The organism is Magnetospirillum moscoviense (genome assembly GCF_001650635.1).
Lineage (GTDB): Bacteria > Pseudomonadota > Alphaproteobacteria > Rhodospirillales > Magnetospirillaceae > Magnetospirillum > Magnetospirillum moscoviense.
Genome location: NZ_LWQU01000141.1, coordinates 138,329 through 163,406, shown reverse-complemented (window position 1 = coordinate 163,406; position 25,078 = coordinate 138,329). Strand labels below are relative to the sequence as shown.

Sequence of the window (25,078 nt, the reverse complement as noted above, 5' to 3'; positions counted from 1 at the left end):
GCCCCGCAGCTTTCCGACGCGGGTCTTGATCGCCTCAAGGAAGCGATGCCGCCAGCGGAAGGCGGTGCTCACGGCAACGCCACACCGTTCCGCCGACGCCTTCACCGTGTCGCCGTCGGCCAGACATTCGCCGAACGTCATCCACGCCTCTTTACGGTGCAGGCCGGATAACCGCGTCCCGGTCAACGCGCCGAAGGTCCGCTTGCAAGCCCGGCAAAGGTAGCGCTGCATCCCCCGGGCCTTGCCGTTGGCCACTGCCCCGGGAGTCCCGCAGTGGGGGCAGCACCGATCATCGCCGACGCCCAACTCAATGGCCGCCAACGAGGCTTCGCCAGCCGGACGACCGGAAAGGATCTCCCCGGCCTCCGCCTTCTGCGCCTCGCTCAGCGTGTCCACTGCCGACAGCCACGCCTGAAATTCCTTCCGATCCATCGCGCAAAACCTCCCGCGTTTCCGCCATTCTACACGATATCAATACGAATTGCGAATAGAGCCTAAATAAAACAATTGCTTCAGCAGAAGCCCTAAATTTCTTGTAAATATCGCAGCAAGTTTGATAACTTTTGTAAGGACATTGCCATTGTAAATGGCATTTAAACAGGTTGCGAATGGCCAGCGCTTCATCAGTAATATCCCAAGCTTCTAACAGGAATACGTCAATCACCGGTGCAAATTCACTGGCGAAAGTTCGCGTTCTTGTGTGCGAGCCCAATAGCATGATTAAACAAGGCATCAGAATTGGCTTGAATAATCTTGGCATTCGCGACATTTCCGAGGCCAATACCTTCGTCAACGCCCACAATGCGTTCGCCACCGAGCGATTCGATATGGTGGTAATGAACTCCGAGATCGACGGGACCGACACCACCTATCTGCTGCGCGAGACCCGGCTGGGTCGCCTGGGCACCGACCCCTTCATCGTCGGCGCCATGTTGCTGGCCACCACCGACGAATCGCGGGTCCATAATTGCGTCAATTCCGGCGCCGACGATTTGCTGCTGATTCCGTTCTCGCCCGACCAGATCGCCACCCGGCTGGGCGCCTTCGCCAACCGGCGCAAGCCCTTCGTGGTGACCCATGATTACATCGGCCCGGACCGGCGCAAGCAGGCGCGGCCGGGGGCGACCTCGGCGGCGGCGTTCACCGTGCCCAATCCGGTGCAGGCCCGCGCCGCCGGCGCGGCCCCCGAACGGTACGATTCCCAGAAGTCTCAGATTTTCGGGGCGCTGTCGCTGGAACGGATCAAGCGACTGGCCGCCGGCTGCGAATGGGAGTGCAAGACCTTGCTGGACAAGGCCCGCGAAGGGACTCATTCCCCCGAAATGGTCCTGCGCGGCGCCTTCAACCTGGAAAACCTGATCAGCGAGTTGATGGAGCGGGTTGCCCGCGACCTGCGCCACGGCACCGAGAACCTGGAAGCCTTGCTGGCCAAGAGCGCCGAAATCAAGAACCGACCCAGCGCCGCCACCATCGGCGAATTCGACTCGTTGCACGCCGCCGCCCGGCGCATCGCCACGACCTATACCGGCGGCTGATTTCGCTTTATCATCGGGGCATGAGCGAACGCCGCCGCCCCGCCCGGGGCCGTCCCAACGTCGTCGAGGTCATGGTCCGCGTCCCGGCCGACAAGGTCGAGGCGGTCAAGGCCTATGCCACCCGCATCGGGCGCCAGCGCGCCCCCATCACCCGCGACGAAGTGATCGAGACCTTGCGCGTCCACGCCGACCTGTTCGAACGGTTCGGCGTCAAGTCGGTGTCCCTGTTCGGATCGGTGGTCAGGGACGAGGCCAGGCCGATGTCCGACGTCGATCTGATGGTCGAGTTCAACCCCGGCCAGCCGGGCGGGCTGTTTCGCTATGTCGAATTGAAACACGCCCTGGAAGGGGTGTTGGGTCGCCCGGTCGACCTGATCACCAAGGGCAACATCAAACCCCGGCTGCAGGCGCATATCCTGGCGGAATGCGTGCCGGTGCTGGGCGAGGAGGCCTGTGAACTGTGAGCCACAAGGATTGGCGGGTCCGCATCGAGGACATGCTGGAAGCCATCGAACGGATCACCCGCTATGTCGATGGCATGAACACCGCCGCTTTCGTCGCCGACCCGCGCACCCAGGACGCAGTTTTACGCAACCTTGAAGTTCTGGGTGAGGCGGCCAAGCGCATCCCGTCGCCGATTCAGCACCGCCATCCCGACGTGCCGTGGTCGCGTATCACCGACATGCGCAACATCCTGGTCCACGAGTACCATTCGGTCGATCCCGCTATCATTCTGGACGCCGCGCGGGGCGACCTTCCGCCGCTGGTCGGCGCCTTGAAGGCCATCTTGACGGAGCACGATTAGGTGTCCCCCACGTCGATTCTGATCACCGGTGCGTCGTCGGGCATAGGGGAAGCCCTGGCCCTGGCCTATGCCAAGCCCGGCATCGCCCTGTTCCTGTCCGGACGAGACCGCGAACGCCTGTCCGACGTCACCAATCGCTGCCGGACCTTGGGCGCCGAGGCCCATTCGCGCCGTCTCGACGTGACCGACCGGGCGATGATGGATGCCTGGGTCGGCGCCTGCAACGGCAGCCGGCCGCTGGATCTGGTGGTCGCCAATGCCGGCATCTCGGCCGGTACCGGCGGCACCGGCGAGACGGCCGAGCAGGCCCGCGCCATCTTCGCCACCAATGTCGGCGGGCTCATGAACACCGTCCTGCCGGCCATCGAGGTGATGCGGCCGCGAAAGTCGGGCCAAATCGCCATCGTGTCGTCGCTGGCGGGGTATCGCGGCCTGGGCGGCGCGCCGGCCTATTGCGCCTCGAAGGCGGCGGTCAAGGCCTGGGGCGAAGGCCTGCGTGACTGGCTGGCCGATGACGGAATCAGGGTGTCGGTGATCTGTCCGGGCTTCGTCACCACCCGCCTGACCGCCACCAATCGCTTCAAGATGCCGTTTCTGATGGATTCCGACCGCGCGGCGCGTATCATCATTTCGGGGCTTGCGGCCGATCGCGGCCGGATCGCCTTTCCCTGGCCGATGGCCATGGCGGCATGGCTGGCCGGCGCCCTGCCGAACCGCCTGATGGAAGCCGTCAGCCACCGGCTTCCCAGGAAATAAGCCCCCCGAGGAGAAGCTCGATGATGCTGCGCGTCCTCGCCACCGCGTTCACCCTGTCGTGCCTGGCCGCCGCCCCGGCGCTCGCCGCCGAGCTGGAATACGTCTATCCCGACCAGTCGGTGTGGACCACCCGCGTCGATGCGAAGGGCGAGCCCGACAATCCGCTGCTGCGCCTGGCCAACGTGATGTTCACCCAGGCCGGCATCAAATGGACGGCGCGGGGCTATCCCGCAACCCGCATGTTCGAGGTGCTGAAATCGGGGACCGCGCAATTCTCGATGCTGGTCCGCGCGCCGGCCCTGGCGGAATGCTGCCTTTACGGCAAGAATCCGGTCGCCTCGACCGAGCTTCGGGCCTATCGCCAGGCCGACACAGCGGCGCTGACCGCGAAGGAAGGCCTGGCCGGCAAGCGAGTGGCGCTGATCCGGGGATATTCCTATGCCGGCCTCAAGGATTTCATCGCCGATCCGGCCAACGCGGTGCGAACCGAAGAAGTGACCAGCCACGACGCGGCTTTCGCCCTGCTGGCGCGGGACCGCGTGGATTACGTCCTGGATTATGCCGGCCCGGCCCGCGAGGTTCTGGCCGGGCACCCGATCAGCCGGGTGCAGTCCGATCTGGTGTCGCGCCTGGACGTCTATCTGGTGCTGTCCAAAACCTATCCCGACGCCGATGCGGTGATCGCGCGGCTGCAGGCCATCGCCGACCGGCTGGACAAGGAACGCATCCTGGCCGGAACCGTCAGATAGGCGGAACCGACTTACGGCGGGTGAAACGCTGATCCAGCCGGATCGCCGCCACCGAGCAGGCGAACAAGGCCAGCCACACCAGACGGTTCTGGTAGCGATCATGGGGATTGGACAAGGCCCCGCACACCACGGCATTGCCGATGATCGCCAGGATGACGGTCACCAGTAGCCCGGCCGAGATGCGGTCGCGCCGACGCCAGGCCACCACCAGCAGACCGAACAACGCCACCTGCGCCGCCTGGGCCACCGGCACCTGGATCTGGTTGATCAGGGTGAAGTCGATCCCTTCCGCACGCTGCTGCATGGCGAAGCGGAACGAGCGGAAATCGCGCGGATAGCGCTTCAGCACGGTCTTGACGAAGTGCCACGACATCGGCACCAGATCCTCGCCCGAGCCGATCAGGTCGATCTGGGTGATGGTGTTGCGGGCCATGGCGCGGGCGACGTCGGCCGGAAAGGTCTTGATCGCCCCCGAGACGATGGCCCCGGCCTCGTCGTGCATGGCCTTCCAGCCGCCCAGATCGTCGAAGGCGCTGTCGCCCCACAGGAACTCATCGGCGGTGTAGGGCAGGCCTTCCTTGTGGGCACACATCTTGAAGGTGGCGCCATTGGGACAGACCTCGTCCAGATACTTCTTGGCCAGACCGTCCTGGACGAACAGGGCCAATTGCAGCACCTGGCCCGATTGGGTGAAGAAGGCCTGGCCGGTCACCGCCCAATGCAGGCCGGGCACCGCGGCGGTGCCCAAGGCCACCGTCAGGGTCGGCAACAACAGGCGCGGACGCGGCAGCCTGAGCGACAGGCGCGACAACAGGCGCAGGCCGGTCATCGCGATGAGCAGCCCGGCCGCCACCGCCACATGGGACATATGCAGGCAGATGCCCACCGCCACCAACGGCACCAGGGCCAATCGGCGGGGCCGCGACAGATTGTCGCCGAAGGCCAGCACCGCCAGCCCCAGAATGGCGAAGCCGGCGAACATGTCGGCCAGGATCTGGCTGACCACCCACGGCAGGCCGGTGAACAGGGCGACGATCACCCCCATCAGCACATAGACCTGCGGCCGATAGCGCGCGACCCAGGCCCACACCGCCTCGTGCATGATCCAGGCACCGATCAGCGCCTGCGCCCACGCCACCGCCCACAAGGTGCCGAAGGGATGGCCGATCCAGGTGAAGGCGCCATAGGTCATGATGCGCCAGATGATCGGCTGCCAGGTGAACGACATCTCGACGTAATCTTCGGTGTCGTAATAGATCAGCGGATAGCCGTTCCACAAAGCCGGGGCCAGGAACAGGGCCGCCACCAAAAGAAGCGACAGCACGCGCCAGCCCCGCCAGTGGAACAGGTCAGGCCCCGTGCTCAGAGGCATCGGATCACACCCGTTTCCAGCTGGTGCCGGCGGGGCCGTCCTCAAGGACGACGCCCTGCTCGGCCAGATCCTTGCGGATGCGATCGGCCTCGGCCCAGTTCTTGGCCTTGCGGGCGTCCAGGCGGGCGGTGATCGCCGCCTCGATGTCGGCTTCCGACAGGCCGTTTCCGCCGCCCGCTGGCTGCCAGCGGAACCACGCTTCCGGGTCCTGCTTCAGCACGCCCAACAGATCGGCCGCCGCCAGCAGCAGCCCCTTGGCCCGGGCCTTGGCCGCTGTGTCGGCCGCCTTGTTGAGCTTGCCGGCCAGTTCGTGCAGATGGCTGATGGCCAAGGGCGTGTTCAAATCATCTTCCAGCGCCGCCATCACCTCGATGGGGGCTGCGACCTCGGCGGCCGGGATGTCCACGACACCACGAAGCGCGGTGTAAAGCCGGTCCAGGGTGGCACGCGCCTGCTTCAAGCCGTCGGCGGTCCAGTCGAACGGCTGGTGGTAATGGGTCGACAGCATGGCCAGGCGGATCGCCTCGCCGGGGGCGACCTCCAGCAATTCGCGCACGGTAAAGAAGTTGCCCAGGCTCTTGGACATCTTCTCGCCCTCGACCATCAGATAGCCGTTATGCAGCCAATAGCGGGCGAAGGGCGCGCCGTTGGCGCACACACTTTGGGCGATCTCGTTCTCGTGGTGGGGGAAGACCAGATCCTGGCCGCCGCCATGGATGTCGAAGGTGACGCCCAGATATTGGCCGCTCATGGCGCTGCATTCGATGTGCCAGCCCGGCCGGCCGCGGCCCCACGGGCTGTCCCAGCCCGGCAGATCGGGGGTGGACGGCTTCCACAGCACGAAATCGGCGGGATTGCGCTTATAGGGGGCAACCTCGACGCGGGCGCCGGCCATCATCTCGTCCATCGACCGGCGCGACAGGGCGCCGTAATCCTTCATGCTGGGCACCGAGAACAGCACATGGCCCTCGGCCTCGTAGGCGAAGCCCTTGGCGATCAGGCCCTCGATCATCGTCAGCATCTGGTTGATATGATCGGTGGCGCGCGGCTCGATGGTGGGCGGAGCCGCGTTCAGCTCCGCGATGTCGTCATGGAACATCTTGGTGGTGCGTTCGGTGATCACCGAGATCGGCTCGCCGGAATCCTTGGCGCGCTGATTGATCTTGTCATCGACGTCGGTGATGTTGCGAACATAGGTGACCTGGGGATACAGCCGGGTCAGCAGCCGGTACAGCACGTCGAACACGATCACCGGCCGGGCATTGCCGATATGAGCGCGATCATAGACGGTCGGACCGCACACATACATGCCGACGCGGTCGGGGTTCAGCGGCTCGAACACGTCCTTCTTGCGGGTCAGCGTGTTGTACAGGACCAGGGGCATGCGGGGACTCCTAGGCGGCCTTGCCGGCCAGCCGTTCCAGGGCTTTTTCGCGGCCGATCAGAGGTAGCAGGTTCTTCAGTTCCGGTCCATTCTCGTAGGCCGTCAAGGCCAGGCGCAGCGGGTGGAACAGGGCGCGGCCCTTGGCCCCGGTGGCGGCCTTGATGGCATTGGTCCAGGCACTCCAGGTCGACGCGTCCCACGGCTCGGGCGGCAGCAGACCGGCCGCCGCGTCCAGGAAGGCCTGATCCTCGACCACCGGCGTAATCGGGCCGGCCACCACCGGCCACCATTGGCGGGAATCGGCCATCTTGGCCAGGTTGCCCTTGACCGCCTCCCAGAAGGCCTGGTCGGCCTGATCCAGCCCTAACGCGGCCAAAGCCGATTCGGCCTCGGCGAAGCTCATGGCGTGCAGCAGCCGGGTGTTGAGATGGGCCAGTTCGACCGGATCGAACTTGGCGGTCGAGCGGCTGAAATGGGTGATCGAGAATTCCTCGATCAGGCTGTCCAGATTGTTGCGTTCCTCGATGGCGTCCGAGGTGCCCAGCTTGGCCAGCAACGAATTGACCGCCATCGGCAACACGCCGTCCTCGCGCATCTCGGACAGGGACAGCGAGCCCAGGCGCTTGGACAGGCCGGCCCCGGAAATGTCGGTCATCAGCGGCAGGTGGGCGAATTGCGGCGGTATGGCGCCGATGGCGCGGAACAGCTGCAATTGCGGCGCCGAATTGGTGACGTGATCCTCGCCCCGGATGATGTGGCTGATGGCGTAATCGGCATCGTCGACCACGCTGGGCAGGGTGTAAAGGAAGGTGCCGTCGGCGCGGATCAGCACCGGGTCGGACAGCGAAGCGCAATCGACATGCATCGATCCCTTGACCAGATCCTCCCATTGCTCGACGCGGTGATCCAGCTTGAAGCGCCAATGGGGCGTGCGGCCCTCGGCGATCAGACGATCAAGCTCGACCTTGGGCAGGTGCAGGTGGGCGCGGTCATAAACCGGCGGCTGGCCGCGCGCCAGCTGGCGCTTGCGCTTGTATTCCAGCTCTTCCGGCGTCTCGTAGCAGGGATAAAGCCGGCCATGGGCCTTCAGCGCCTCGGCCACCTCGCGATAGCGTTCCAGCCGGGCTGATTGGTGGAAATGGCGGTCCCATTCCAGCCCCAGCCAGCCAAGGTCGGCGGCGATGGCCTCGACATATTCGGGCTTCGAGCGCTCGGCATCGGTGTCGTCGTAGCGCAACACGAAATAGCCGCCATGCGCCTTGGCGAACAGCCAGTTGATCAGGGCGACGCGGGCATTGCCCACATGCAGCAGCCCGGTGGGGCTGGGGGCGAAACGGACGGTGACCGACACGATTCAGATGGTCCTGGTGAAGCCGTTGGTGATGGGATAGCGCCGATCGCGACCGAACGAACGGCCGGTGATCTTGACGCCGGGCGGGGCTTGGCGGCGCTTGTATTCGGCGCGGTCGAGCATGCGCCAGACCCGGCGCACCACATCTTCAAGATAGCCCTGGGCGACCGTTTCGGTGACACCCATCTCGCCCTCGATCAGGCAGGACAGGATGCCGTCGAGCTGGTCGTAGGGCGGCAGGGTGTCCTGGTCCTTCTGGTCGGGCTTCAACTCGGCCGAGGGCGGCTTGGTGATGACCCGCTCGGGCATCACCGGGCCGTTGGGGCCCAAGGCGCCGTCGGGACGGTTGAGGTTGCGCCAGCGGCACACCGCGAACACCGCGGTCTTATAGACGTCCTTCAAGACGGCATAACCGCCGCACATGTCGCCATACAGGGTGGCGTAACCGGTGCTCATCTCGCTCTTGTTGCCGGTGGACAGCACCATCGGGCCGAACTTGTTGGACAGCGCCATCAAGGTCAGCCCGCGCGAGCGCGATTGCAGGTTCTCCTCGGTGATGTCGGCCTTGTGGCCGGCGAAAGACGGCGCCAGCATCGTGCCGAAGGCGGCCATCGCCGGCTCGATGGATACACTATCCAGCCGGCAGCCCAGCAATCGGGCGACGCCTTCGGCGTCCTCCAGGCTTTCGGCGCTGGTGTAAGGCGACGGCATCATCACGCACCACACCTTGTCCGCCCCCAGGGCATCGACGGCCACCGCCGCCGCCAGGGCCGAATCGATGCCGCCCGACAGCCCCAGCACCACACCGGGAAAGCCGTTCTTGGTGACATAGTCGCGCAGGCCCAGCACCATCGCCTGATAAAGGCTTTCGTCGGCGCCGGGCTCGGGCGCCAGCGCGCCCTCCGCCTGCCAACCGGCGTCATTTCGGGTGAAGGTCAGGGTCGTCACCTCTTCCCGCCAGGCCGGCAGACGGGCGACCATCTCGCCCGAGCCCGCCAGCACGAACGAGGCGCCGTCGAACACCAATTCGTCCTGACCGCCGATCTGGTTGACATAAACCAGTGGCAGGCCGGTGGCGGCGACCCGTTCGGCGGCGCGCTCCAGCCGCACCCCGGCCTTGGCCAGCTCGAACGGCGAACCGTTGGGCACCAGCAGAATTTCGGCCCCCAGCGCCGCCAGCCCGTCGGCCACGTCGGCGTACCACATGTCCTCGCAGATCATCACGCCCAGTTGGATGCCGCGAAACAGGATCGGCGCCGGCAGCGGCCCGGCGGTGAACACCCGGGCCTCGTCGAACACACCGTAATTGGGCAGATGCGCCTTCAGCCGGGTGGCGGCGATGGCGCCCTTGTCCAGCAGCAGAACGGCGTTGTAGGTGTGGTCCTCGACCCGCCAGGGCGCGCCGATCAGCACCGCCGGCCCGCCATCGTCGGTATCGGCGGCCAGATCTTCGACGGCGCCTTCGACGGCATCCAGGAACGCCGCCTTCAGCACCAGATCCTCGGGCGGATAGCCCGAGACGGTCAATTCGGGGAACACCACCAGATCGGCGCCGTCGCGGGCGGCACGGGTGCGGGCCTCGCGGATGCGGGCGACGTTTCCGGTGACGTCACCGACCACCGGATTGATCTGGGCGAGAGCGATGGTTATTGCCTGGGACATGGCCCAGAAGCCTAGGGACCGGGACGCTGGCTGTCAATGTGCAGAGCCGGCGATTCCTGCTATCCTGGTCGGGTCAGGGGAGTTTCGCGAGCATGACCACCTTCGAACCGCCGTCCGGACCAAGCGGCCCCAAGGCCTGCGAGGCCATCGCCAACACCATGATCGGCCATTTCACCACCCGGCTGGAGGTGGAAGCGGCCCGTCGGGGTGGCGCGCTGACCGCCGCCGCCATCCGCGAACTGGCCGAATCCTTCCTGGCCGAGGAAGCCAAGCGCTTCCAGTCGGTGTTTCGCCGCTCGTTCGATGCCTGCACGGTAACGCGCGAGGCCAAGCAGTGGGAAAGTGCCAGGCGCAAGCCGTTCGACCGCATCCTGATGAAGGCCTTCGCGCCGCTGTTCCCGCCGCGTCAGGGCGACGATGGCGGCAAGGGCGTGCTTTCGCGCCGGGTGATCCCCGGCTTCAACCTGGCCATCGACAAGATGATCGGCCCGATGCTGTACGAGCAATGCCAAAGGAAAAGCCAGGCCATCCTGGACCGCCACCGCGCCAGCAGCGGCGGCTATGATTGGGACCGCATCCACGCCGACCCCGAGACCCACGCCTTGACCACCGATGTCCTGGTGGTGGTGGCCCATTATTTCAGCGCCTTCGAGCATCGCCGCGACTGGTTCCTGTCATTGGTCAACTCGCATCTGGCCCCGGCCCAGCCCGGCTCGCCCGATTCCACCTGGCAGCTGACCGAGACCAGTTTCGCCGAGATGATGCGGGCCCTGTTCGCCGACGTCCGCGCCCAGGTGGTCGCCCGCCCGGTCGAGCTGAGACGCCGCTATGGCGAACACACCGTCGATACCGTCGCCGCCTTCTTTCGCCGGCTCGACCAATTGTGACCACCGTTTTCGAGACTTGGCTGTCCGATCGCTTCCCGGCGGCGGCGCAGCCGGCCGGCCAGGCCCGGATCGAGGAATGGCGCAACGCCGGTGCGCCCGCGCCGCTGGCCTGGCGCTCGCTGGCCCATCTGGCCCGGTCCGGCGGCATGCTGGACCTCGCCATAGACACCCTGGAACGCGGCCTGACCGAGGCGCCCACCGATGACGGTCTTCTGTCCGACCGCGCCTGCCTGGCCACCCTGGTCGGCGACGATGACACCGCCCGAGGCCTTACCGCCCGCATCGCGCCGGGCAGCCCCTTCAGAATCTCGCCGCTTCTGACCGCGTTCGAGGCGGGCACCCATGACGACATCACCGAATTGGTCACGGCCCTGGGCGGCCGTCCCCAGTGGGACGACAGCCACGACCGGCTGGTCAAGGCCTGCCGCCAGGCCGGGCGCGCTGTCGAGGGCGCGGGCTTCGTCGCCCAATGGATGGGCCGCCATGGGATCGCGCCGATGGCCCTGGTCCGGGCCGGCGAGGCCCTGCTGGAGGCCGGCCAGCCCGAGGCGTCGCTCAGGATGCTGCAGCCGATCTGGCAGGCCAACGAGGATAGCTTGGCGGCGATGATCGGCCCCTGCCGTCCCCCTGCCACCCCGCCCGACGCCATCGAGGCCCGGATCGAGCGCGGGCTGACCACGCCCCCCAAACCGCCTTTCGCCCTGCCCGGGGCCGAGACTACCCCCGACAGCGCCCGCGTCTTGTTCGTCGGTGCCGCCACCAATGGCGGCCGCGAGGTCTTCCCCAACGATCTGGCCGCCCATTTGGCCGCCACCGCCGATTTGGCCGGGGGCCGATTGGATCTGTGGCTGGACGATGCCGCCGGCAAGCCCTTGGAAGTGCGCGCCCCCGACAGCGCCATCGCCCAGCGTCTGGCCGCCCTGGCCGAGCATATCGAGCGCACCCGTCCCGATATCGTGCTGCTGGATTGCAGTTGGTCGCCGACCGGGCGCGGCCTTTCCCGCGATATGGTGGCCGGGTGGAAGGCCCGGTTCGGCTTCCGGCTGGTCTGCATGTTCCGCGACGCCCTGAAGGCGGCCCAGTCGCTGATGGAATATTGGGCGGAGATTTCCGAGGGCGTCTTGGTGTTCGACCCCCACTCGCCCTCCCTGCCGGCCATGGGCGGCAAGGGCGTGGCCATTCCGGTGCCGGCCTTGCACCCGCCCTTCGCGCCAGGCGCCAATGATCGCGGCCTGCTGTTCGTCGGCGGACTGGCCCAGCCCCACCGGGTGATGCTGCTGGCGGCGCTGGCCGACCGGCCGCTGGGCCTGACCCTGTTGATCGGCGCCGAACGAAAGCAGCGCACCGCCAGCCCGGCCGATTATGCCGCCGAACTGGCCCGGGCCGGCATTGTCTTGAACCTTGCCGCCCACGACCAGGCCGAACGCCTGGTCACCGGCCGGGTGTGGGAATCCATCGCCTGCGGCGCCCTATTGCTTGAACAGGACGGCAGCGGCACCGAGGCCTTCTTCACCCCCTGGCACCATTACCTGCCCTGGTCCCATGCCGGCGACATCGAGGGCATGTGCCGGGTGCTGGACCGTCGCCCCGACCTGCGAGACGCCATCGCTGCCCGCGCCCTGGCCTTCGCCCGCGAGCATTACGGCCCCGACAAGGTGTGGCGCGCGGTGCTGGCGGCCGGGCGGGAAAGGTCCCCGTCCAACCGAAATCAATCTTGACGGATTACCACCGGCGACCATAAGTATTACCGGTTGTTTTGTTCCGGGAGGGCTGGTCATGAGGGGAACGGAAAAGCTTCATCCAGAGGTTCGCCGCCGCGCTGAAAAGCTGGTCCAGTTGGCGATGGAGCGCTTCAAACTGGAAGTGCAGATCACCGAGACCTTGCGCACCGCCGAGGAACAGGCCGCCTTGTTCGCCCAAAGCAGGAAGCCCCTGGACGAGGTCAACGCCCTGCGCAAGAAGGCCGGCATGGCCCCCATCGACGAAGCGGGCAATCGCCATGCGGTCACCTGGGCGCCGACGGCCAGCGACAGTTTCCACGGCTATGGCCTGGCCTTCGACATCGTGGTCAAGAGTGGCCGCCAGGTCGATTGGAGCAATGGTTGCGACTGGAACCAGGACGGCGTCAGCGACTGGGCCCAGGTGGGCGGCCTGGCCGCCGAATGCGGCCTTGAATGGGGCGGGAACTGGACCAGCAAGCCCGACCTGCCCCATTACCAGGCGCCGCAGGGCTGGACCATCGCCTCGCTGAAGGCCCGCGGAATGGTGGCCGGACGGACGGTGACCGAGGTGCTGACCGCCTGATCCTGCCCTACCCCACCAGATGCCGATAGATGCGCGGCAGTGCCGCCGTCAGTTGGGCCAGATGGTGGACGATGGCATAGCCGCCGCGGCCGAACAGGTGCGGGAAATAGGTCTGGGCCTTCTTGTCGATGGTGACGCCGAACACCGCCATGCCCTTGGCGCGGGCCTCGGCCACCGCCTTCCGGGTGTCCTCGATGCCGTAGCGGCCTTCGTAATGGTCGATGTCGTTGGGCTTGCCGTCGGTGATCACCAACAGCAGGCGGTGGCGGTTGGGCCGCTCCTCCAACTGCTTGGTGACGTGGCGGATGGCGGTGCCGATGCGGGTGAAATAGCCGGGCTTGACCGCGCCGATGCGGCGCATCACCGCCGGGCTTAAGGTTTCGTCGAAATCCTTGATGGTATCGACCTTGACCCAGGCCCGCTTGCGCGAGGTGAAGGTGTAGATGGCGAAGGGATCGTCGCAGGCGGCCAGGCCGTGGGAAAACACCGCCAGCGCTTCCTTGGACACATCCAGCACCCGGCGGTTTTCCACCCAGGAATCGGTGGACAGCGAGGAATCCAGCAGCACCGCCACCGCCAGGTCGCGTTCCATCGGCCGACGCTGCATATAGACCCGGTCGGAACATTGGCCCGAGGCGGCCAGGTCGGACCGGGCCCGCACCACCGCCTCGGTGTCCAGTTCCGAACCGTCGACCTGGGCACGCAGAAGCTGGGCCTTGGTGCGCAGCGCCTCGAACTGGCGCTTGACCTGACGGATGCGCCGCCGCGCCTGCTCGTCCGGGACCCAGTTCTCGCCTTCCTCGGGGGCGACCGCCACATGGACCACGCAATGATCCTTGTGATAGCAGGCGGCGCGATGATCCCATTCGGGATAGAGATGGGTGCCGGACAGCTTGGTGGTCTCGGTCGCCTCGGGCGGCAGGTCCAGGTCGAACTTCAGCTTGGTCGCCGCCTTCTTGCCATGTTGCGAGATGGTGATCTTGTCCATCTCCTCGGCGGCCTTCTTGGCTTCTTCCTCGTCGGGATCGTCGGCACCGCGGTTGACGTTGACCATGTCGGCGAAGGACAGGATCTTCTCGAAGCGGTTCAGGATCAGCGGATCCTTGCGGTCGGCATTGTCCTGCTTCTTGCGCTCGGCGTGGCGGCGCTTGTTGTCCGCACCTTCCTCTTCCTTCTTGGAATCCGGCGTCGAGATTTCATCCTCGTCCAGGCGGGATTCGGGCTCGCGGTGCAGCGCCTCGCCCCACAGCGGACAGGGCAGGAACGGCTTGTAGGTGGCGGGCGCCGACAATCCGTCGAGTATCGTGCCCGACAGGACCGGACGCAACGGGTTGGCAGGGTCGGCCGGGCCGCCCAGCAATTCCGTCACCAGCGCCTCGACCTGGGCCTCGATCCCCGAGACCGGGCGTGTGGGGCGCAGGGCGCGCAGCACCGCCGACAGCACGCCATAACGCTTGGCCAGGCCGGGAAACTGGTCGACCACCGCCCGGGTGGCCAGCGAGGCGCGGGCCAGGAAGGCCAGATCGGTCCGCAAGGGGTCGGATTCCGGCGGACCGGCCGGCGGCAGCATCGCGAAGAAGGCGGCCAGCCAGAAATAGAGATCGCGGTTGTGGCTGGCCTCGGGGAAATGGTCCAAGACATCGGGCAAGGACAGCGACACCTCGTCGCGGGCGGCGACCACCATGCGTTCGTCGTCCATGCCGATGCGCTGGCGCCAGCTTAGCCGGTGTTCCGAGGTGCGCAGCGAGGCCGAGGCGATGGCGACACCGGAATCGCCACCCAGGCCGCGAAAGAACACCGCCAGCTGGGCGCGGACCTCGTCCAGCGTGACGGCGGCCTCGGGGTGGCGCGGCCAGGAATGCTTCTCGCCGACCAAACGGTGCCAGAAGCGGCCGACGGTTTCTTCCAGTTCCAGCTTCTCGAGCCAGCTCATCGGCGTTACCCGAACACCGCGACGACCAGTTCGTCGAGCCCTTTCTTGACGTCGAAATCGTCCGTCAGCGGCTCGATCATCGCCGCCTGCACGGCCTCGCGCACCGGCAGCCCGGCATTGATCAAGGTGGCGCAATAGACCAGCAGACGGGTCGAGACGCCCTCTTCCAGATCGTGGCCCTTCATGGCGCGCAGCTTCTGGGCCAGCATCACCAGCGACACCACCTGTTCTTCAGGCAGGCCGGATTCGGTGGCGACCACCTTGCGCTCGATGTCGGCCGGCGGGAAGTCGAACTCGATGGCGACGAAGCGCTGGCGGGTCGATGGCTTCAGCTGCTTCAGGACGTTCTGATAGCCGGGATTGTAGGACACGATCAGCATGAATTCGTCCGGCGCGTCCAACAGCTCGCCGGTGCGATCCAGCGGCAGGATGCGGCGGTCGTCGGTCAAAGGGTGCAAGACCACGGTGACGTCCTTCCTGGCTTCGACCACCTCGTCCAGGTAGCACATGCCGCCGGTGCGCACCGCCTGGGTCAGCGGGCCGTCGGCCCAGATGGTGTCGCCGCCCTTCAGCAGGTAACGACCGGTCAGGTCGGCGGCGGTCAAGTCATCGTGACACGACACCGTGTGCAAGGGCCGGCCCATGCGGGCGGCCATGTGGGCGACGAAGCGGGTCTTGCCGCACCCCGTGGGCCCTTTCAACAACAGCGGCAGCTTGTGGCGGAAGGCCAGCTCGAACAGACGGCATTCGTTGCCCACGGGCATGTAGAAGGGGATGTCGGTCTGGGTGCCGCTCATTGGTATCACTCCGATTTAAGTGTCGCGTAAAAGTCCTTCGCTTCGCTCAGTGTACTTTTGCACGTTGATTCAAAATGAGAAAAATAGGCTTGGGGCGGCCCTGCGCCTATTTTTCGCGTTTGACAGCCGCCATGAGGCGAGCCGTGCTCGCCTCATGGCGGGAGACGGTTTGCTGTCCATAAAAAAGGGGCGGTCCGCTTGGTTTCAAAGCGGCCCGCCCCCCTATTAGTCGTCACTTACTCGGCGGGCTGATAGCCAGCCTTGGTCGCTTGCGCGGCCTTGCCCGGAACCACCAGGGAGTAGACGATCAGGATCACCCCAACCAGGGTGAACAGACCGGCGCCCAGACGGAACCAGTAGAACAGAGCCAGCTGTTCCTGAACTTCCATGAAGTTCATGCCCAGCACGCGCTGCAGATGGGTCTGCACCACGCCGGCGAAGGTCAACGCGAAGGTCATGAAGGTCACCGCCGAGGTGGTGATCCAGAAGCCCCACATGTTGAGCAGCTGGTTATAGGGCTCGCGCTTCAGAAGCAGCGGCATGGCATAGGTGAACATCGCGACGTTCAGCATGACATAGGCGCCGTAGAAGGCGAGGTGCCCGTGAGCCGCGGTCACCTGGGTGCCGTGGGTGTAGTAGTTGATCGGGGCCAGGGTGTGCAGGAAGCCCCACACGCCGGCGCCGAAGAAGGCGAAGGTCGAGCAGCCCAGGCACCACAGCAGCGCCGCCTTGTTCGGATGCTGACGGCCGCCCTTCCACACCATGTAGAAGGTGAACACCACCATGGCGAAGAACGGCAGGACTTCCAGGGTCGAGAAGATCGAGCCGATCCACTGCCAATAGGTCGGAGTGCCGATCCAGTAGTAGTGGTGGCCGGTGCCCAGGATGCCGGTGAACAGGGTCATCGAGATGATGATGTACAGCCACTTCTCGACGATCTCACGATCGACGCCGGTCAGCTTGATCATCAGGAAGGCCAGCACCGAAGCCATGACCAGTTCCCACACGCCTTCCACCCACAGATGGACGACCCACCACCAGAACATCTTGTCCAGGACCAGATTGTTCGGGTTGTAGAGCGAGAACAGGAAGAACACCGCGATGCCCCACAGGCCCATCAGCAAGACGTTGGTGATGGCGGTCTTGCGACCCTTCAGCACCGTCATGGTGACGTTGTAGAGGAACATCAGGGCGACCACGACGATGGCCAACTTGATCCACAGCGGCTGTTCCAGGAACTCGCGGCCTTCGTGGATCTTGAACAGGTAGCCGACCACCGCGGCGGCGGCGCCGATCAGGAACAGCCAGAACTGCAACACGGCCAGGCCGGGGCTGTGCAGTTCGGTCTCGGATTCCTCCGGGATCAGGTAGTAGGCGCAGCCGAAGAAGCCCATCAGCAGCCAGACGATCAGCGCATTGGTGTGAATCATGCGCAGGATGTTGAAGGGAACCAGGTCAGCCAGGAAATTCGGCTTGACGACCACGGTGCCCAGAAGGGTGCCAAACAACACCTGCGCGACGAACAGAGCCATCGCGCCTGCGAAGTAATACAGCGCTACCTTTTGCGATTGGTATTTCATAGTCTTTACCTCGCGCCTTAACCGCTGACCTTCGGCGGCCAATTCTGGGTGTTGATCTCGCTGGTCCACTTGAAGAACTCAACGAGGTCATCCAGTTCCTTCTCGGAGAGATTGAACTGGGGCATCTGGCGGCGGCCTTCGATGCCCGAGGGCTGGCCCTTCATCCACGCCTTCAGCGCCTCGCGGGCGCCGTTGGCGTCTTCCTTGCCGCCGAAGCGCACCCACACATTGGCCAGTTCCGGCGCGTAGTAGGCGCCCTCACCGATCAGGGTGTGGCAATTGATACAAGAATGTTTTTCCCAAACATGCTTGCCGGCCGCCACCGACGGGGTGACGGGGTTGGCTGCTGCAATGGCGTTGGCCCTGGTCACGCTATGCGCGGTCAAGGCGACAAACACCACGAAGAAAAACGCCGTACCGCCGTAAAAAATATTACGGGCAGCGGCTTTCGTCAGTGTCTCGGACATGGTCGCTCCTCGAACGATGAGGGTTTGAACTTCATCCACCGCGGTTCCCCCCGACGGTGGTCGCACCCTTTACATTTCAAGCCTCCGTGGGGACATGCCCCACCACGGGGATGAAGCTATCCGCCACGGCAAGGAGCGAGCTTTAACATTGGTCAAGACTACGGAATTTAGGTGGTTTTTTGCCCAGAACGGCAAAATCAGCTGGACGGGTCCAGCACGCGGCGCGTCACCGCCCAATTGCCCAGGCGGCGATCGCATTCGCCGACATGTTCCATCATCCAGCGGCCGACGACCTCGCTGACCACCGTGCGGTCACGGTCGGCGCAGACATTGCCCTCGCGCATGCGGCGCAACTGATGGACCAGGCGCCAATGCTCGCGCCGGTGATGGTCTTCGTAAGGGTAGTCGGCCTGCTCCATCAGCGCTTCCTGGGCCAGGAAGTTGCGGTCGACATAGCGCAACAAGGCGGAAATCCGGGTGCATTGGGTGCGGTCGCACACGCCACCGGCCCGTCGGCATTCGACCATCGGCTCGAACAGGCGGCTCATCAGGTAGCACAAGCCCTCGGTTCCGGCGTCGATTTCACGAACACCAACCGTCAGGCTCTTGTGGCCTGGAATGGGCATGGAAACGCTCCCCGATCTTCATGGCCGGTTGGCCCATTGCTTTTTCATGACGATACGGCAACGTCAAGCGCCGCCGCAACGGGAAATCCACAGCGAAAAATTGTGCATCGCAGCACCGTGCGGGCGGTTGACAGCGCATCGCCCGATCGGCTACTGATGCGAATAATTAGCACTTGCACATGGTGCCCCATGAGCCATCTCGACCGAACCTCCCTGGCAAGCATTCCGTGGACCCGGCCGATGGGCGCGGGCGATTTCATCTGGCTGGCGGCGTTGGGCTGCGCGGCGCGGCGCGCCATCGACACCGAGACGATCTGCCAGGCCATCGACACCATCTCGGCCGGCCAGTGGAGCCCTTCGGGTCAATTGGTGTGCGACTGCCTGGATGAAATGGTCCGTGGCGGCCATCTGTCGGCCGAGCCGACCCGTCCGGACCCGGTCTTCGCCATCACCGCAGCCGGCCGCGAGACCTTGTCGCTGATGCTGTCCTTGCCGCTCGACCGGCCCGGCGCGGCGTTGGGGCAGACCGGCCTGCGGCTGAAGCTGGCTTTCCTGGATCTGGTCGATGTCGCCGAACGACGCCGCCACCTGGAAACCATGATCAGCACCCTCGAGGCCGAATTGAAGGGCCGCGACCAGGCCTGCGGCGACTGCCAGGCGCTGGGTTGCTTCGGTCGGATGTGGCGCAACCACGACCTCGAGCACCTGCACCGCGACCTCGCCATGCTGCGCAAACTGGCCGGATTCATTGCCGACGGCACCTGAACGATACAAGGCGAATCGGGGAGATGATTCAATTCATCATTTGGTTGCTCATTTTTTGTATCGCCCCTAATATGCAGCCCGTATTTTCGTAAGTCGGGAGGATGTCGTGCCTGCAATCGACGAGTCAGCCCTGAGGGCCGTGGGTATTCGCCCCACACGTCAGCGCCTGACCATCGCCCGAATCATCCATGATGGCGGCCGCCGCCATCTGACGCCCGACAGCCTGCACCAAGAGGCGAAGTCGGCCGGGATTCGCCTGTCGCTGGCGACCGTCTACAACACCTTGCACGAATTCGCCGCCGCCGGCCTGGTCAAGCGGGTGCCGGTGGGTGAGCGCAGCTGGTTTTGCACCAACGTCTCGGAACACCACCATTATTACCACGAGGCCTCCGGCCGCATCGAGGACATCCCCGGCACGCAGCCGCGCGTCCTTGACCTGCCGACCGCGCCTCCGGGCATGGAAATGGTGGGCGTCGATGTGATCATCCGCGTCCGCAAGGCGTCCTGAGCCAACCTGCACCACAAAGCCCCGGACGACCATCCGGGGCTTTTTCGTGCTCACATGTCCTTGGCCCGAAGCCGGCTCAGGCTGTCCATCAACGTGGCCCGCGCGAAGGGCTTGACGATATAGCCATCGACCTTCAGGGCGGCGGCGGTGCGGACATCGTCGGGTTCCTTCTTCGAGGTCACCATGACGAAGCGAACGTCGGGATGCCGCGGCTTGACCACCGACAACAGGGTCAGCCCGTCCATTCCCGGCATCATCCAATCGCAGAAGATGATGTCGGGCACGCCCTTGGTCTCGATCAGACGCAAAGCGTCCTCGCCGTTGGTGGCGGTGCGCACCTTGGTCGCCCCGATACTGCGCAGCAGCCCCGCCAGCACCATCCGCGACGAGTTTTCGTCCTCGACGACGATGATGGATTTGTCGGCCACCCAGTCCAACAGTTCGTTCTCGCTCATGATCTTGGCCTTACTCCGTCCAGGCGTTCGGTCATGGGCGCCCCGTCGCCCGTCAATGCTCAATAGCATAGAGCATTAGTTTGGTGCGCCCCTTGTCGCTGGTCAAGACAGGCTCGGCTAACCAGACCCGAACCGCACCGGCACGCGCTTGCGGCCCCAGGTGCCGGGGCTGGCCTCGAAATGGCCGGCAATCGCGGTTCCACAATCCGGGCAGGTGCCGTCGGGCCGCAGGTGCCAGCGGGTGATCTGGTACCAGTCGCGGCCGATCAGCTTGGTGCCGCAGCCGGGGCAATAGGTGCTGCCGCCGGCTTCGTCATGGACATTTCCGGTATAGACGTAATGCAATCCAGCCCGTCTGGCGATCTCGCGGGCGCGGGCCAGGGTGGACAGCGGCGTGTCGGGCAGGTCGGTCATCTTGTAATCGGGATGGAAGGCCGAGAAATGCAAAGGCACGTCCGGCCCCAGCTCGGTCGCCACCCAGGCCGCCAGCGCCGCCAGTTCGTCATCGCCGTCATTCTGGCCGGGGATCAGCAAGGTGGTGATCTCGAACCACACGTCGGTTTCATGCTTCAGGTACTTCAAGGTCTCCAGCACGGCGTCGAGATGGCCGCCGCACAGCGTGTGATAGAACTCCTCGGTGAAGGCCTTGAGGTCGATATTGGCGGCGTCCATGTGGGCATAGAATTCGGCCCTGGCGTCGGGCGCGATATAGCCGGCCGACACCGCCACATTCTTGATCCCCGCCGCCCGGCAGGCCTTGGCGGTGTCGATGGCGTATTCCAGGAAGATCACCGGGTCGTTGTAGGTGAAGGCCACCGCGCGCGACCCGGTCTGCAGCGCCGCCCGGGCGATGTCTTCGGGGCCGACCAATTGGTTCAGGCGGTCGATCTCGCGCGCCTTCGAGATGTCCCAGTTCTGGCAGAACTTGCAGGTCAGATTGCAGCCGGCGGTGCCGAACGACAGGATTCCGCTGCCCGGCAGGAAATGGTTCAGGGGCTTCTTCTCGATCGGATCGACGCAGAATCCCGACGAGCGGCCATAGGTGGTCAGCACCATGGTCTGGCCCATGCGGGCGCGCACGAAGCACAAGCCGCGCTGGCCATCGTTCAGCTTGCAATAACGCGGGCAGACATCGCACTGGATGCGGCCGTCCTTCAGGGCGTGCCAGTGGCGGGCGGGAAAGTGCGATCCTTGGACATCGGTCATGGACGGCTACCCGTGTCTGTTTTCAGACCCGATTATAGCGTAAAATACCGACCATGACCGCCATTCGCCCCACTGCCGTCGCCGGTCAGTTCTATCCGGCCGACGCCGCCCAATTGGCCCAGCAGGTCGATTCCTATCTGGGCCAGGCCGGCGCGCGCGCGCAAGCCCGCGCACAGGTGCCCAAGGCGCTGATCGCGCCACACGCCGGCTATGTCTATTCCGGGCCGGTGGCCGCCAGCGCCTATGCCCTGCTGGAAGGCGGGCGCGACACCATCACCCGAATCGTCCTGTTGGGGCCGTCACACCGCGTGGCCTTTCGCGGCATGGCGGTCAGCGGGGCCGATTTCTGGGCCTCGCCCTTAGGCCCCGTGCCCATCGACCGCGCCTTCATCGACGGCCTGCAGGGCGTGCCGATGCTGGGCAGCCTGGACGCCGCCCATGCGCAGGAACATTCGCTGGAAGTCCACATCCCCTTCCTGCAACGGTGCCTGACCCGCTTCACCCTGGTCCCGGTGGTGATCGGCGACGCCCGACCGGAAGAGGTGGCTGCCCTGCTGGACGCCGCCTGGGGCGGGCCCGAGACCTTGATCGTCATCTCGACCGACCTGTCGCATTACCTGGATTATCCGTCCTGCCAGAAGCTCGATTCCGCCTCGGTCGCCGCCATCGAGCGGCTGGACCCGAACGGCCTGGGCCGCGACCAGGCCTGCGGCCGCATTCCCGTCGGCGGCCTGTTGCTGGCGGCCAAGCGCCGCGGCCTGGAGATCGTCACCCTGGACGTGCGCAATTCCGGCGACACCGCCGGACCGAAGGACCGGGTGGTCGGCTATGGCGCCTGGGCGCTGTACCCGGCCGAACCATCGGCCGAGGACCCGATCCGCGCCATGGGTGAATTGCTGAAACAGTTGGCCTGGGCCTCGATCCGGGTCGGGCTGCAAACCGGCCACCCAGCGCGCGAGGCGATGACCCCCGACATGCCGGCGGCCATGGGCCAGCCCGGCGCGGTGTTCGTCACCCTGAAGCGGGCCGGTCAGTTGCGCGGCTGCATCGGTTCGGCCATCGCCTGGCGGCCGCTGTTGGAAGACGTCACCGACAACGCCTTCAAGGCCGCCTTCAAGGACCCGCGCTTTCCCCCGCTTCGACCCGACGAGGTGCAAGGCCTGGACCTGTCGGTGTCGGTGCTGACCCCGCCCGAGCCGATGACTTTCGTCGACCAGGCCGACCTTCTGGCGCAGCTTCGCCCGCGCATCGACGGGCTGATCATCGAGGATGGTGGAAAGCGCGCCCTGTTCCTGCCGTCGGTGTGGGAACAACTGCCCGACAAGGGGCAGTTCCTGGCCCACCTCAAGCAAAAGGCCGGCATGCCCTTGAACCATTGGTCCACGGGCTTCAAGGCCAGCCGCTTCCAGGCGGTGGAAATCAAGTAATCAGGCGGCGAACTGCCGGCCCAACTGGTCCAAGGTAGCGATCACCCGCTTGGACATCTCCTCCAGTTCGTCCATCCCGGCCAAGGCCTGGGACTGGTCGCCGGAATTGAGCGCCACCAAGATGTCGCGACCCTTGGTATGGACCGGACGGTGATGGTCCAGCAATTCGCGGAACGCCGGCAGCGACATCATGCGGTCGTCGGTGACGTTGTCGTACCACTTGCCCAACCGGCAGGTATGGTGCGTCGACAGGTCAGCCGGCAGCAGCCTGAGCTTACCGGCCACCGCCTCGGCCACCCGTCCGACAAAGGCGCGGTGGTCGTCCTTGGTCAGGTCCATCAGCTTGGAGATCGACGATTTCGACAAGGAATCGACCCGAGCGCTCTCCAACTTGCCCGCGACGAAATGCATGTGCAGGAAGCCCTCGGTGCAGGCCGTGATCTCGGCCTCGAGCTTGACGTTCTCGGAGGCAATGGTCATGGTCATGCGCGAGCCGCGGGTACATTGCTCACCCTGGACCGTGGTGGCCATCGCCCCGTCTTCCGACAAATCGTGGATGATCACCTTGGCCGACCGGCCGTCCCTGGACAGCTCGGCCTCCAGCATGGTGGCGCGGCGGCGGCCCTTGCGGCGGTTGGCGAAGTCCGACGAGGTGCGCACCGCCTTGATCAGCAGCTTGCGCATGCTGACCAGCGATTCGTCCATGCGCACGGCGCTTTCGCTGACCGCGTGCGAGGCGCCGTCGGCGTTCTTGACGCTTTCCTCGACCGAATGCATGCGGCTTTTGACCGCTTCGGCCTGTTCGGCGGTCAAGGACACGTTGCGGGCGATCTCGCTGGTGGCGGCGGTCTGCTCCTCGACGGCGGCCGAGATGCCGGCCGCAACCTGTTCCATGCCCTGAATGGCGGTCGAGACGTCGTCGATCATGCCGACGGTGTCACGCGACACCCGCTGGATGGTCGAGACCCGACTGGTGATCTCGTCGGTGGCCTTGGCGGTCTGGTTGGCCAGATGCTTGACCTCGTTGGCGACCACCGCGAAGCCCTTGCCGGCTTCGCCCGCTCGCGCGGCTTCGATGGTGGCGTTCAGGGCCAACAGATTGGTCTGGGCGGCGATGGTGCCGATCAATTCGACCACCTGGCCGATTTCGTTGGCGGCGATGCCCAGTCGATCGACCACATGGCGGGCGTCGCCCATCCGGGTCACCGCATCCTGGGCGGCGCCGGTCGAGCGGCCGACCTGAGAGGCGATTTCCGCGATCGAGGCATGCAATTCCTCGGCGGCGGCGGCCACCGCTTGTGCCGAGGTGAAGGCGTCGCCGGCGGCATCCGAGGCGGCGTGGGTGTCATGCTTGACCGAACTGGTCACCCCCGACATGGTCTGGGCGCTATCGACCAGATCGGCAGTCAGGCCCGACACGCTTTCGATGGTGTCGGCGACCTGCTTGTCGATGCGCTCGATCATGGCGCCGACGCTTTTCTCGCCTTCTTCCATGCGGGCGCAGGCGACGTTGATGGCCTGGACATAGCCCATATAGTCGCCGCTCATGCCTTCGGGGCGGATGGTGCGCTTGAAGCGCCCGTGCGACGCGGCTTCCAAAGCGCCCCGGACCTCGCGGGTGAAGGCTTCGACCTTGTCGGCCGAGGCGTTGAAGGCTTCCATCAGGCGATAGACCTCGCCGCCATCGCCGACGCGGATCAGACGGTCGTCCAAACGGCCGCCGGCCATGCCCTCGAGCGCGTTGACGACGCGGGTCACCGCGGCGGTGCCCATGCGGTTCCACAGGGCCGACAGGCAGGCCAAGGCCAGGATGGCGGCGGCCAGGCCGATCTGCAGGGCGCTGCCCGACGCGATCGCCGTCACCGCCAGCACCAACGCCAAGATCGCCGTCGCCAGGGAGGCGCCGAACGACTTAAAGAGAGAAGACCAAGTCTTCATAACTGCCCCCAACGCCAATGAATTTACGAACCAGCAGATCAACCCCGGCCGCCGCGGCCTCCTTGGGATTGGCATGCTTGGCCTCTTCGGCCAGCAACTCGGCATAGACCGGCTTAATGGCGGCGATGGCGGCCGGCGTCGGCGCCCTGCGGCTGGAATGGTACCCCTTGATGGCACCGGAAGCGTCGAAGGTGGGCGTGACGTGGGCGAACACCCAATAATGGTCGCCGTTCTTGGACCGATTCACCACGTAGGCAAAGATTTCATTGCCAGAGTTTATGGTGTCCCACAGTAACTTGAACACGCAACGCGGCATGTCGGGGTGACGGACCAGATTGTGCGGCTTGCCCAGCACCTCGGCCGCGGTGTAACCGGCAATTTCCAGGAATGTTTGATTGGCATAGATAATCCGCCCTTGCGGATCGGTCTTGCTGACGATGATGGCATCCGGCCCCAGGTGCCGCTCCACCCCCGTCACGAACAAATCTGCGCGTTTCAAATATTGGCCCTCCGCTTGGGCGGCAAGCGCCCCCGCCGGAACCATACAGATTTCACCTTGGCAACGGAAGAT

At 65.3% G+C, this 25,078-nt stretch carries 25 protein-coding genes; 11 read left to right on the top strand and 14 right to left on the bottom strand.

Translation table 11 applies throughout. From position 1 onward, the window contains the following. The coding region (locus tag A6A05_RS22195) for an IS1/IS1595 family N-terminal zinc-binding domain-containing protein (RefSeq protein ID WP_172822271.1) at positions 1-432 on the bottom strand (432 nt) is incomplete at its 3' end. Between the two features lie 311 nt (positions 433-743). Here A6A05_RS22195 and A6A05_RS11635 point away from each other — a divergent pair. From A6A05_RS11635 to A6A05_RS11615, 5 genes are read left to right on the top strand one after another with little or no spacing between them, the layout of a single operon-like run. Then, positions 744-1,535 carry a response regulator transcription factor gene (locus A6A05_RS11635; RefSeq protein ID WP_172822270.1) on the top strand — a complete coding sequence of 264 codons (792 nt, stop codon included), beginning with the start codon at positions 744-746 and terminating at the stop codon, positions 1,533-1,535. A 20-nt stretch (positions 1,536-1,555) separates the two neighbouring features. Further along, positions 1,556-1,999, top strand: a complete 444-nt coding sequence (locus tag A6A05_RS11630) for a nucleotidyltransferase family protein (RefSeq protein ID WP_082910889.1) — start codon at positions 1,556-1,558, stop codon at positions 1,997-1,999. Next, positions 1,996-2,340 (top strand): HepT-like ribonuclease domain-containing protein, encoded by a 345-nt coding sequence (locus A6A05_RS11625; protein ID WP_068500944.1) that lies wholly within the window; start codon positions 1,996-1,998, stop codon positions 2,338-2,340. The genes A6A05_RS11630 and A6A05_RS11625 overlap by 4 nt, the downstream gene beginning before the upstream one ends. After that, complete coding sequence (locus A6A05_RS11620; RefSeq protein ID WP_068500940.1) at positions 2,341-3,096, top strand: SDR family NAD(P)-dependent oxidoreductase; 756 nt, start codon at positions 2,341-2,343, stop codon at positions 3,094-3,096. It begins immediately after the preceding gene. A 20-nt stretch (positions 3,097-3,116) separates the two neighbouring features. Continuing rightward, a complete protein-coding gene (locus tag A6A05_RS11615) occupies positions 3,117-3,845 on the top strand; it encodes a substrate-binding periplasmic protein (protein ID WP_068500938.1) in 729 nt (242 codons plus the stop codon). Here A6A05_RS11615 and A6A05_RS11610 read toward each other — a convergent pair. From A6A05_RS11610 to A6A05_RS11595, 4 genes are read right to left on the bottom strand one after another with little or no spacing between them, the layout of a single operon-like run. Then, positions 3,838-5,217, bottom strand: a complete 1,380-nt coding sequence (locus A6A05_RS11610; RefSeq protein ID WP_068500934.1) for a hypothetical protein — start codon at positions 5,215-5,217, stop codon at positions 3,838-3,840. The two genes, A6A05_RS11615 and A6A05_RS11610, sit on opposite strands and share 8 nt — an antisense overlap. A gap of 4 nt (positions 5,218-5,221) precedes the next feature. Further along, on the bottom strand, positions 5,222-6,601 hold the full coding sequence (cysS, locus tag A6A05_RS11605) for a cysteine--tRNA ligase (RefSeq protein ID WP_068500931.1): 1,380 nt from the start codon (positions 6,599-6,601) through the stop codon (positions 5,222-5,224). 10 nt (positions 6,602-6,611) lie between these two features. After that, on the bottom strand, positions 6,612-7,955 hold the full coding sequence (gltX, locus tag A6A05_RS11600) for a glutamate--tRNA ligase (protein WP_216635790.1): 1,344 nt from the start codon (positions 7,953-7,955) through the stop codon (positions 6,612-6,614). Then, complete coding sequence (locus tag A6A05_RS11595; RefSeq protein WP_068500925.1) at positions 7,956-9,614, bottom strand: NAD+ synthase; 1,659 nt, start codon at positions 9,612-9,614, stop codon at positions 7,956-7,958. It abuts the gene before it with no gap. A 92-nt stretch (positions 9,615-9,706) separates the two neighbouring features. On the opposite strand from A6A05_RS11595, the gene A6A05_RS11590 reads away from it, so the two are divergent. The 3 genes from A6A05_RS11590 to A6A05_RS11580 are packed head-to-tail and all read left to right on the top strand — an operon-like array spanning position 9,707 to position 12,805. Beyond that, positions 9,707-10,501, top strand: coding sequence for a hypothetical protein (locus tag A6A05_RS11590; protein WP_068500922.1), 795 nt, complete (start codon positions 9,707-9,709; stop codon positions 10,499-10,501). Further along, entirely contained in the window at positions 10,498-12,219 is a 1,722-nt protein-coding gene (locus A6A05_RS11585; protein ID WP_068500918.1) for a glycosyltransferase, read from the top strand. The genes A6A05_RS11590 and A6A05_RS11585 overlap by 4 nt, the downstream gene beginning before the upstream one ends. Positions 12,220-12,277: 58 nt before the next feature. Beyond that, complete coding sequence (locus A6A05_RS11580; protein ID WP_068500915.1) at positions 12,278-12,805, top strand: M15 family metallopeptidase; 528 nt, start codon at positions 12,278-12,280, stop codon at positions 12,803-12,805. A 7-nt stretch (positions 12,806-12,812) separates the two neighbouring features. Here the strand turns inward: A6A05_RS11580 and A6A05_RS11575 are convergent, their stop codons facing one another. The 5 genes from A6A05_RS11575 to A6A05_RS11555 form a co-directional block, all read right to left on the bottom strand. Continuing rightward, positions 12,813-14,738 (bottom strand): nitric oxide reductase activation protein NorD, encoded by a 1,926-nt coding sequence (locus A6A05_RS11575; RefSeq protein ID WP_068500911.1) that lies wholly within the window; start codon positions 14,736-14,738, stop codon positions 12,813-12,815. Between the two features lie 5 nt (positions 14,739-14,743). Continuing rightward, entirely contained in the window at positions 14,744-15,535 is a 792-nt protein-coding gene (locus tag A6A05_RS11570; RefSeq protein ID WP_068500908.1) for a CbbQ/NirQ/NorQ/GpvN family protein, read from the bottom strand. A gap of 236 nt (positions 15,536-15,771) precedes the next feature. Next, complete coding sequence (locus A6A05_RS11565; RefSeq protein ID WP_068500905.1) at positions 15,772-17,115, bottom strand: cbb3-type cytochrome c oxidase subunit I; 1,344 nt, start codon at positions 17,113-17,115, stop codon at positions 15,772-15,774. Positions 17,116-17,132: 17 nt separating this feature from the next. Continuing rightward, on the bottom strand, positions 17,133-17,582 hold the full coding sequence (locus tag A6A05_RS11560; protein WP_068500901.1) for a c-type cytochrome: 450 nt from the start codon (positions 17,580-17,582) through the stop codon (positions 17,133-17,135). Between the two features lie 197 nt (positions 17,583-17,779). After that, complete coding sequence (locus A6A05_RS11555) at positions 17,780-18,208, bottom strand: bacteriohemerythrin (RefSeq protein WP_068500897.1); 429 nt, start codon at positions 18,206-18,208, stop codon at positions 17,780-17,782. Positions 18,209-18,397: 189 nt separating this feature from the next. Here A6A05_RS11555 and A6A05_RS11550 point away from each other — a divergent pair, with 189 nt between their 5' ends. Beyond that, complete coding sequence (locus tag A6A05_RS11550) at positions 18,398-18,973, top strand: hypothetical protein (protein ID WP_172822269.1); 576 nt, start codon at positions 18,398-18,400, stop codon at positions 18,971-18,973. Positions 18,974-19,079: 106 nt separating this feature from the next. Further along, positions 19,080-19,481, top strand: coding sequence for an iron response transcriptional regulator IrrA (gene irrA / locus A6A05_RS11545; protein ID WP_216635788.1), 402 nt, complete (start codon positions 19,080-19,082; stop codon positions 19,479-19,481). A 50-nt stretch (positions 19,482-19,531) separates the two neighbouring features. Here irrA and A6A05_RS11540 read toward each other — a convergent pair whose 3' ends face one another. Both A6A05_RS11540 and amrS read right to left on the bottom strand, forming a co-directional pair. Then, positions 19,532-19,936: a response regulator transcription factor gene (locus tag A6A05_RS11540; RefSeq protein ID WP_068500890.1), complete on the bottom strand. Its 405-nt coding sequence runs from the start codon at positions 19,934-19,936 to the stop codon at positions 19,532-19,534. Between the two features lie 117 nt (positions 19,937-20,053). Then, positions 20,054-21,142 (bottom strand): AmmeMemoRadiSam system radical SAM enzyme, encoded by a 1,089-nt coding sequence (amrS, locus tag A6A05_RS11535; protein WP_068500887.1) that lies wholly within the window; start codon positions 21,140-21,142, stop codon positions 20,054-20,056. Between the two features lie 53 nt (positions 21,143-21,195). On the opposite strand from amrS, the gene amrB reads away from it, so the two are divergent. Then, a complete protein-coding gene (amrB, locus tag A6A05_RS11530) occupies positions 21,196-22,569 on the top strand; it encodes an AmmeMemoRadiSam system protein B (RefSeq protein WP_068500884.1) in 1,374 nt (457 codons plus the stop codon). Here the strand turns inward: amrB and A6A05_RS22125 are convergent, their stop codons facing one another. Together A6A05_RS22125 and A6A05_RS11520 are read right to left on the bottom strand one after the other, a co-directional pair. Next, positions 22,570-24,507: a methyl-accepting chemotaxis protein gene (locus A6A05_RS22125; protein ID WP_156521019.1), complete on the bottom strand. Its 1,938-nt coding sequence runs from the start codon at positions 24,505-24,507 to the stop codon at positions 22,570-22,572. It abuts the gene before it with no gap. Beyond that, a complete protein-coding gene (locus A6A05_RS11520) occupies positions 24,482-25,051 on the bottom strand; it encodes a PAS domain-containing protein (RefSeq protein ID WP_082910886.1) in 570 nt (189 codons plus the stop codon). The genes A6A05_RS22125 and A6A05_RS11520 overlap by 26 nt, the downstream gene beginning before the upstream one ends. Between the last annotated feature and the right edge of the window lie 27 nt (positions 25,052-25,078).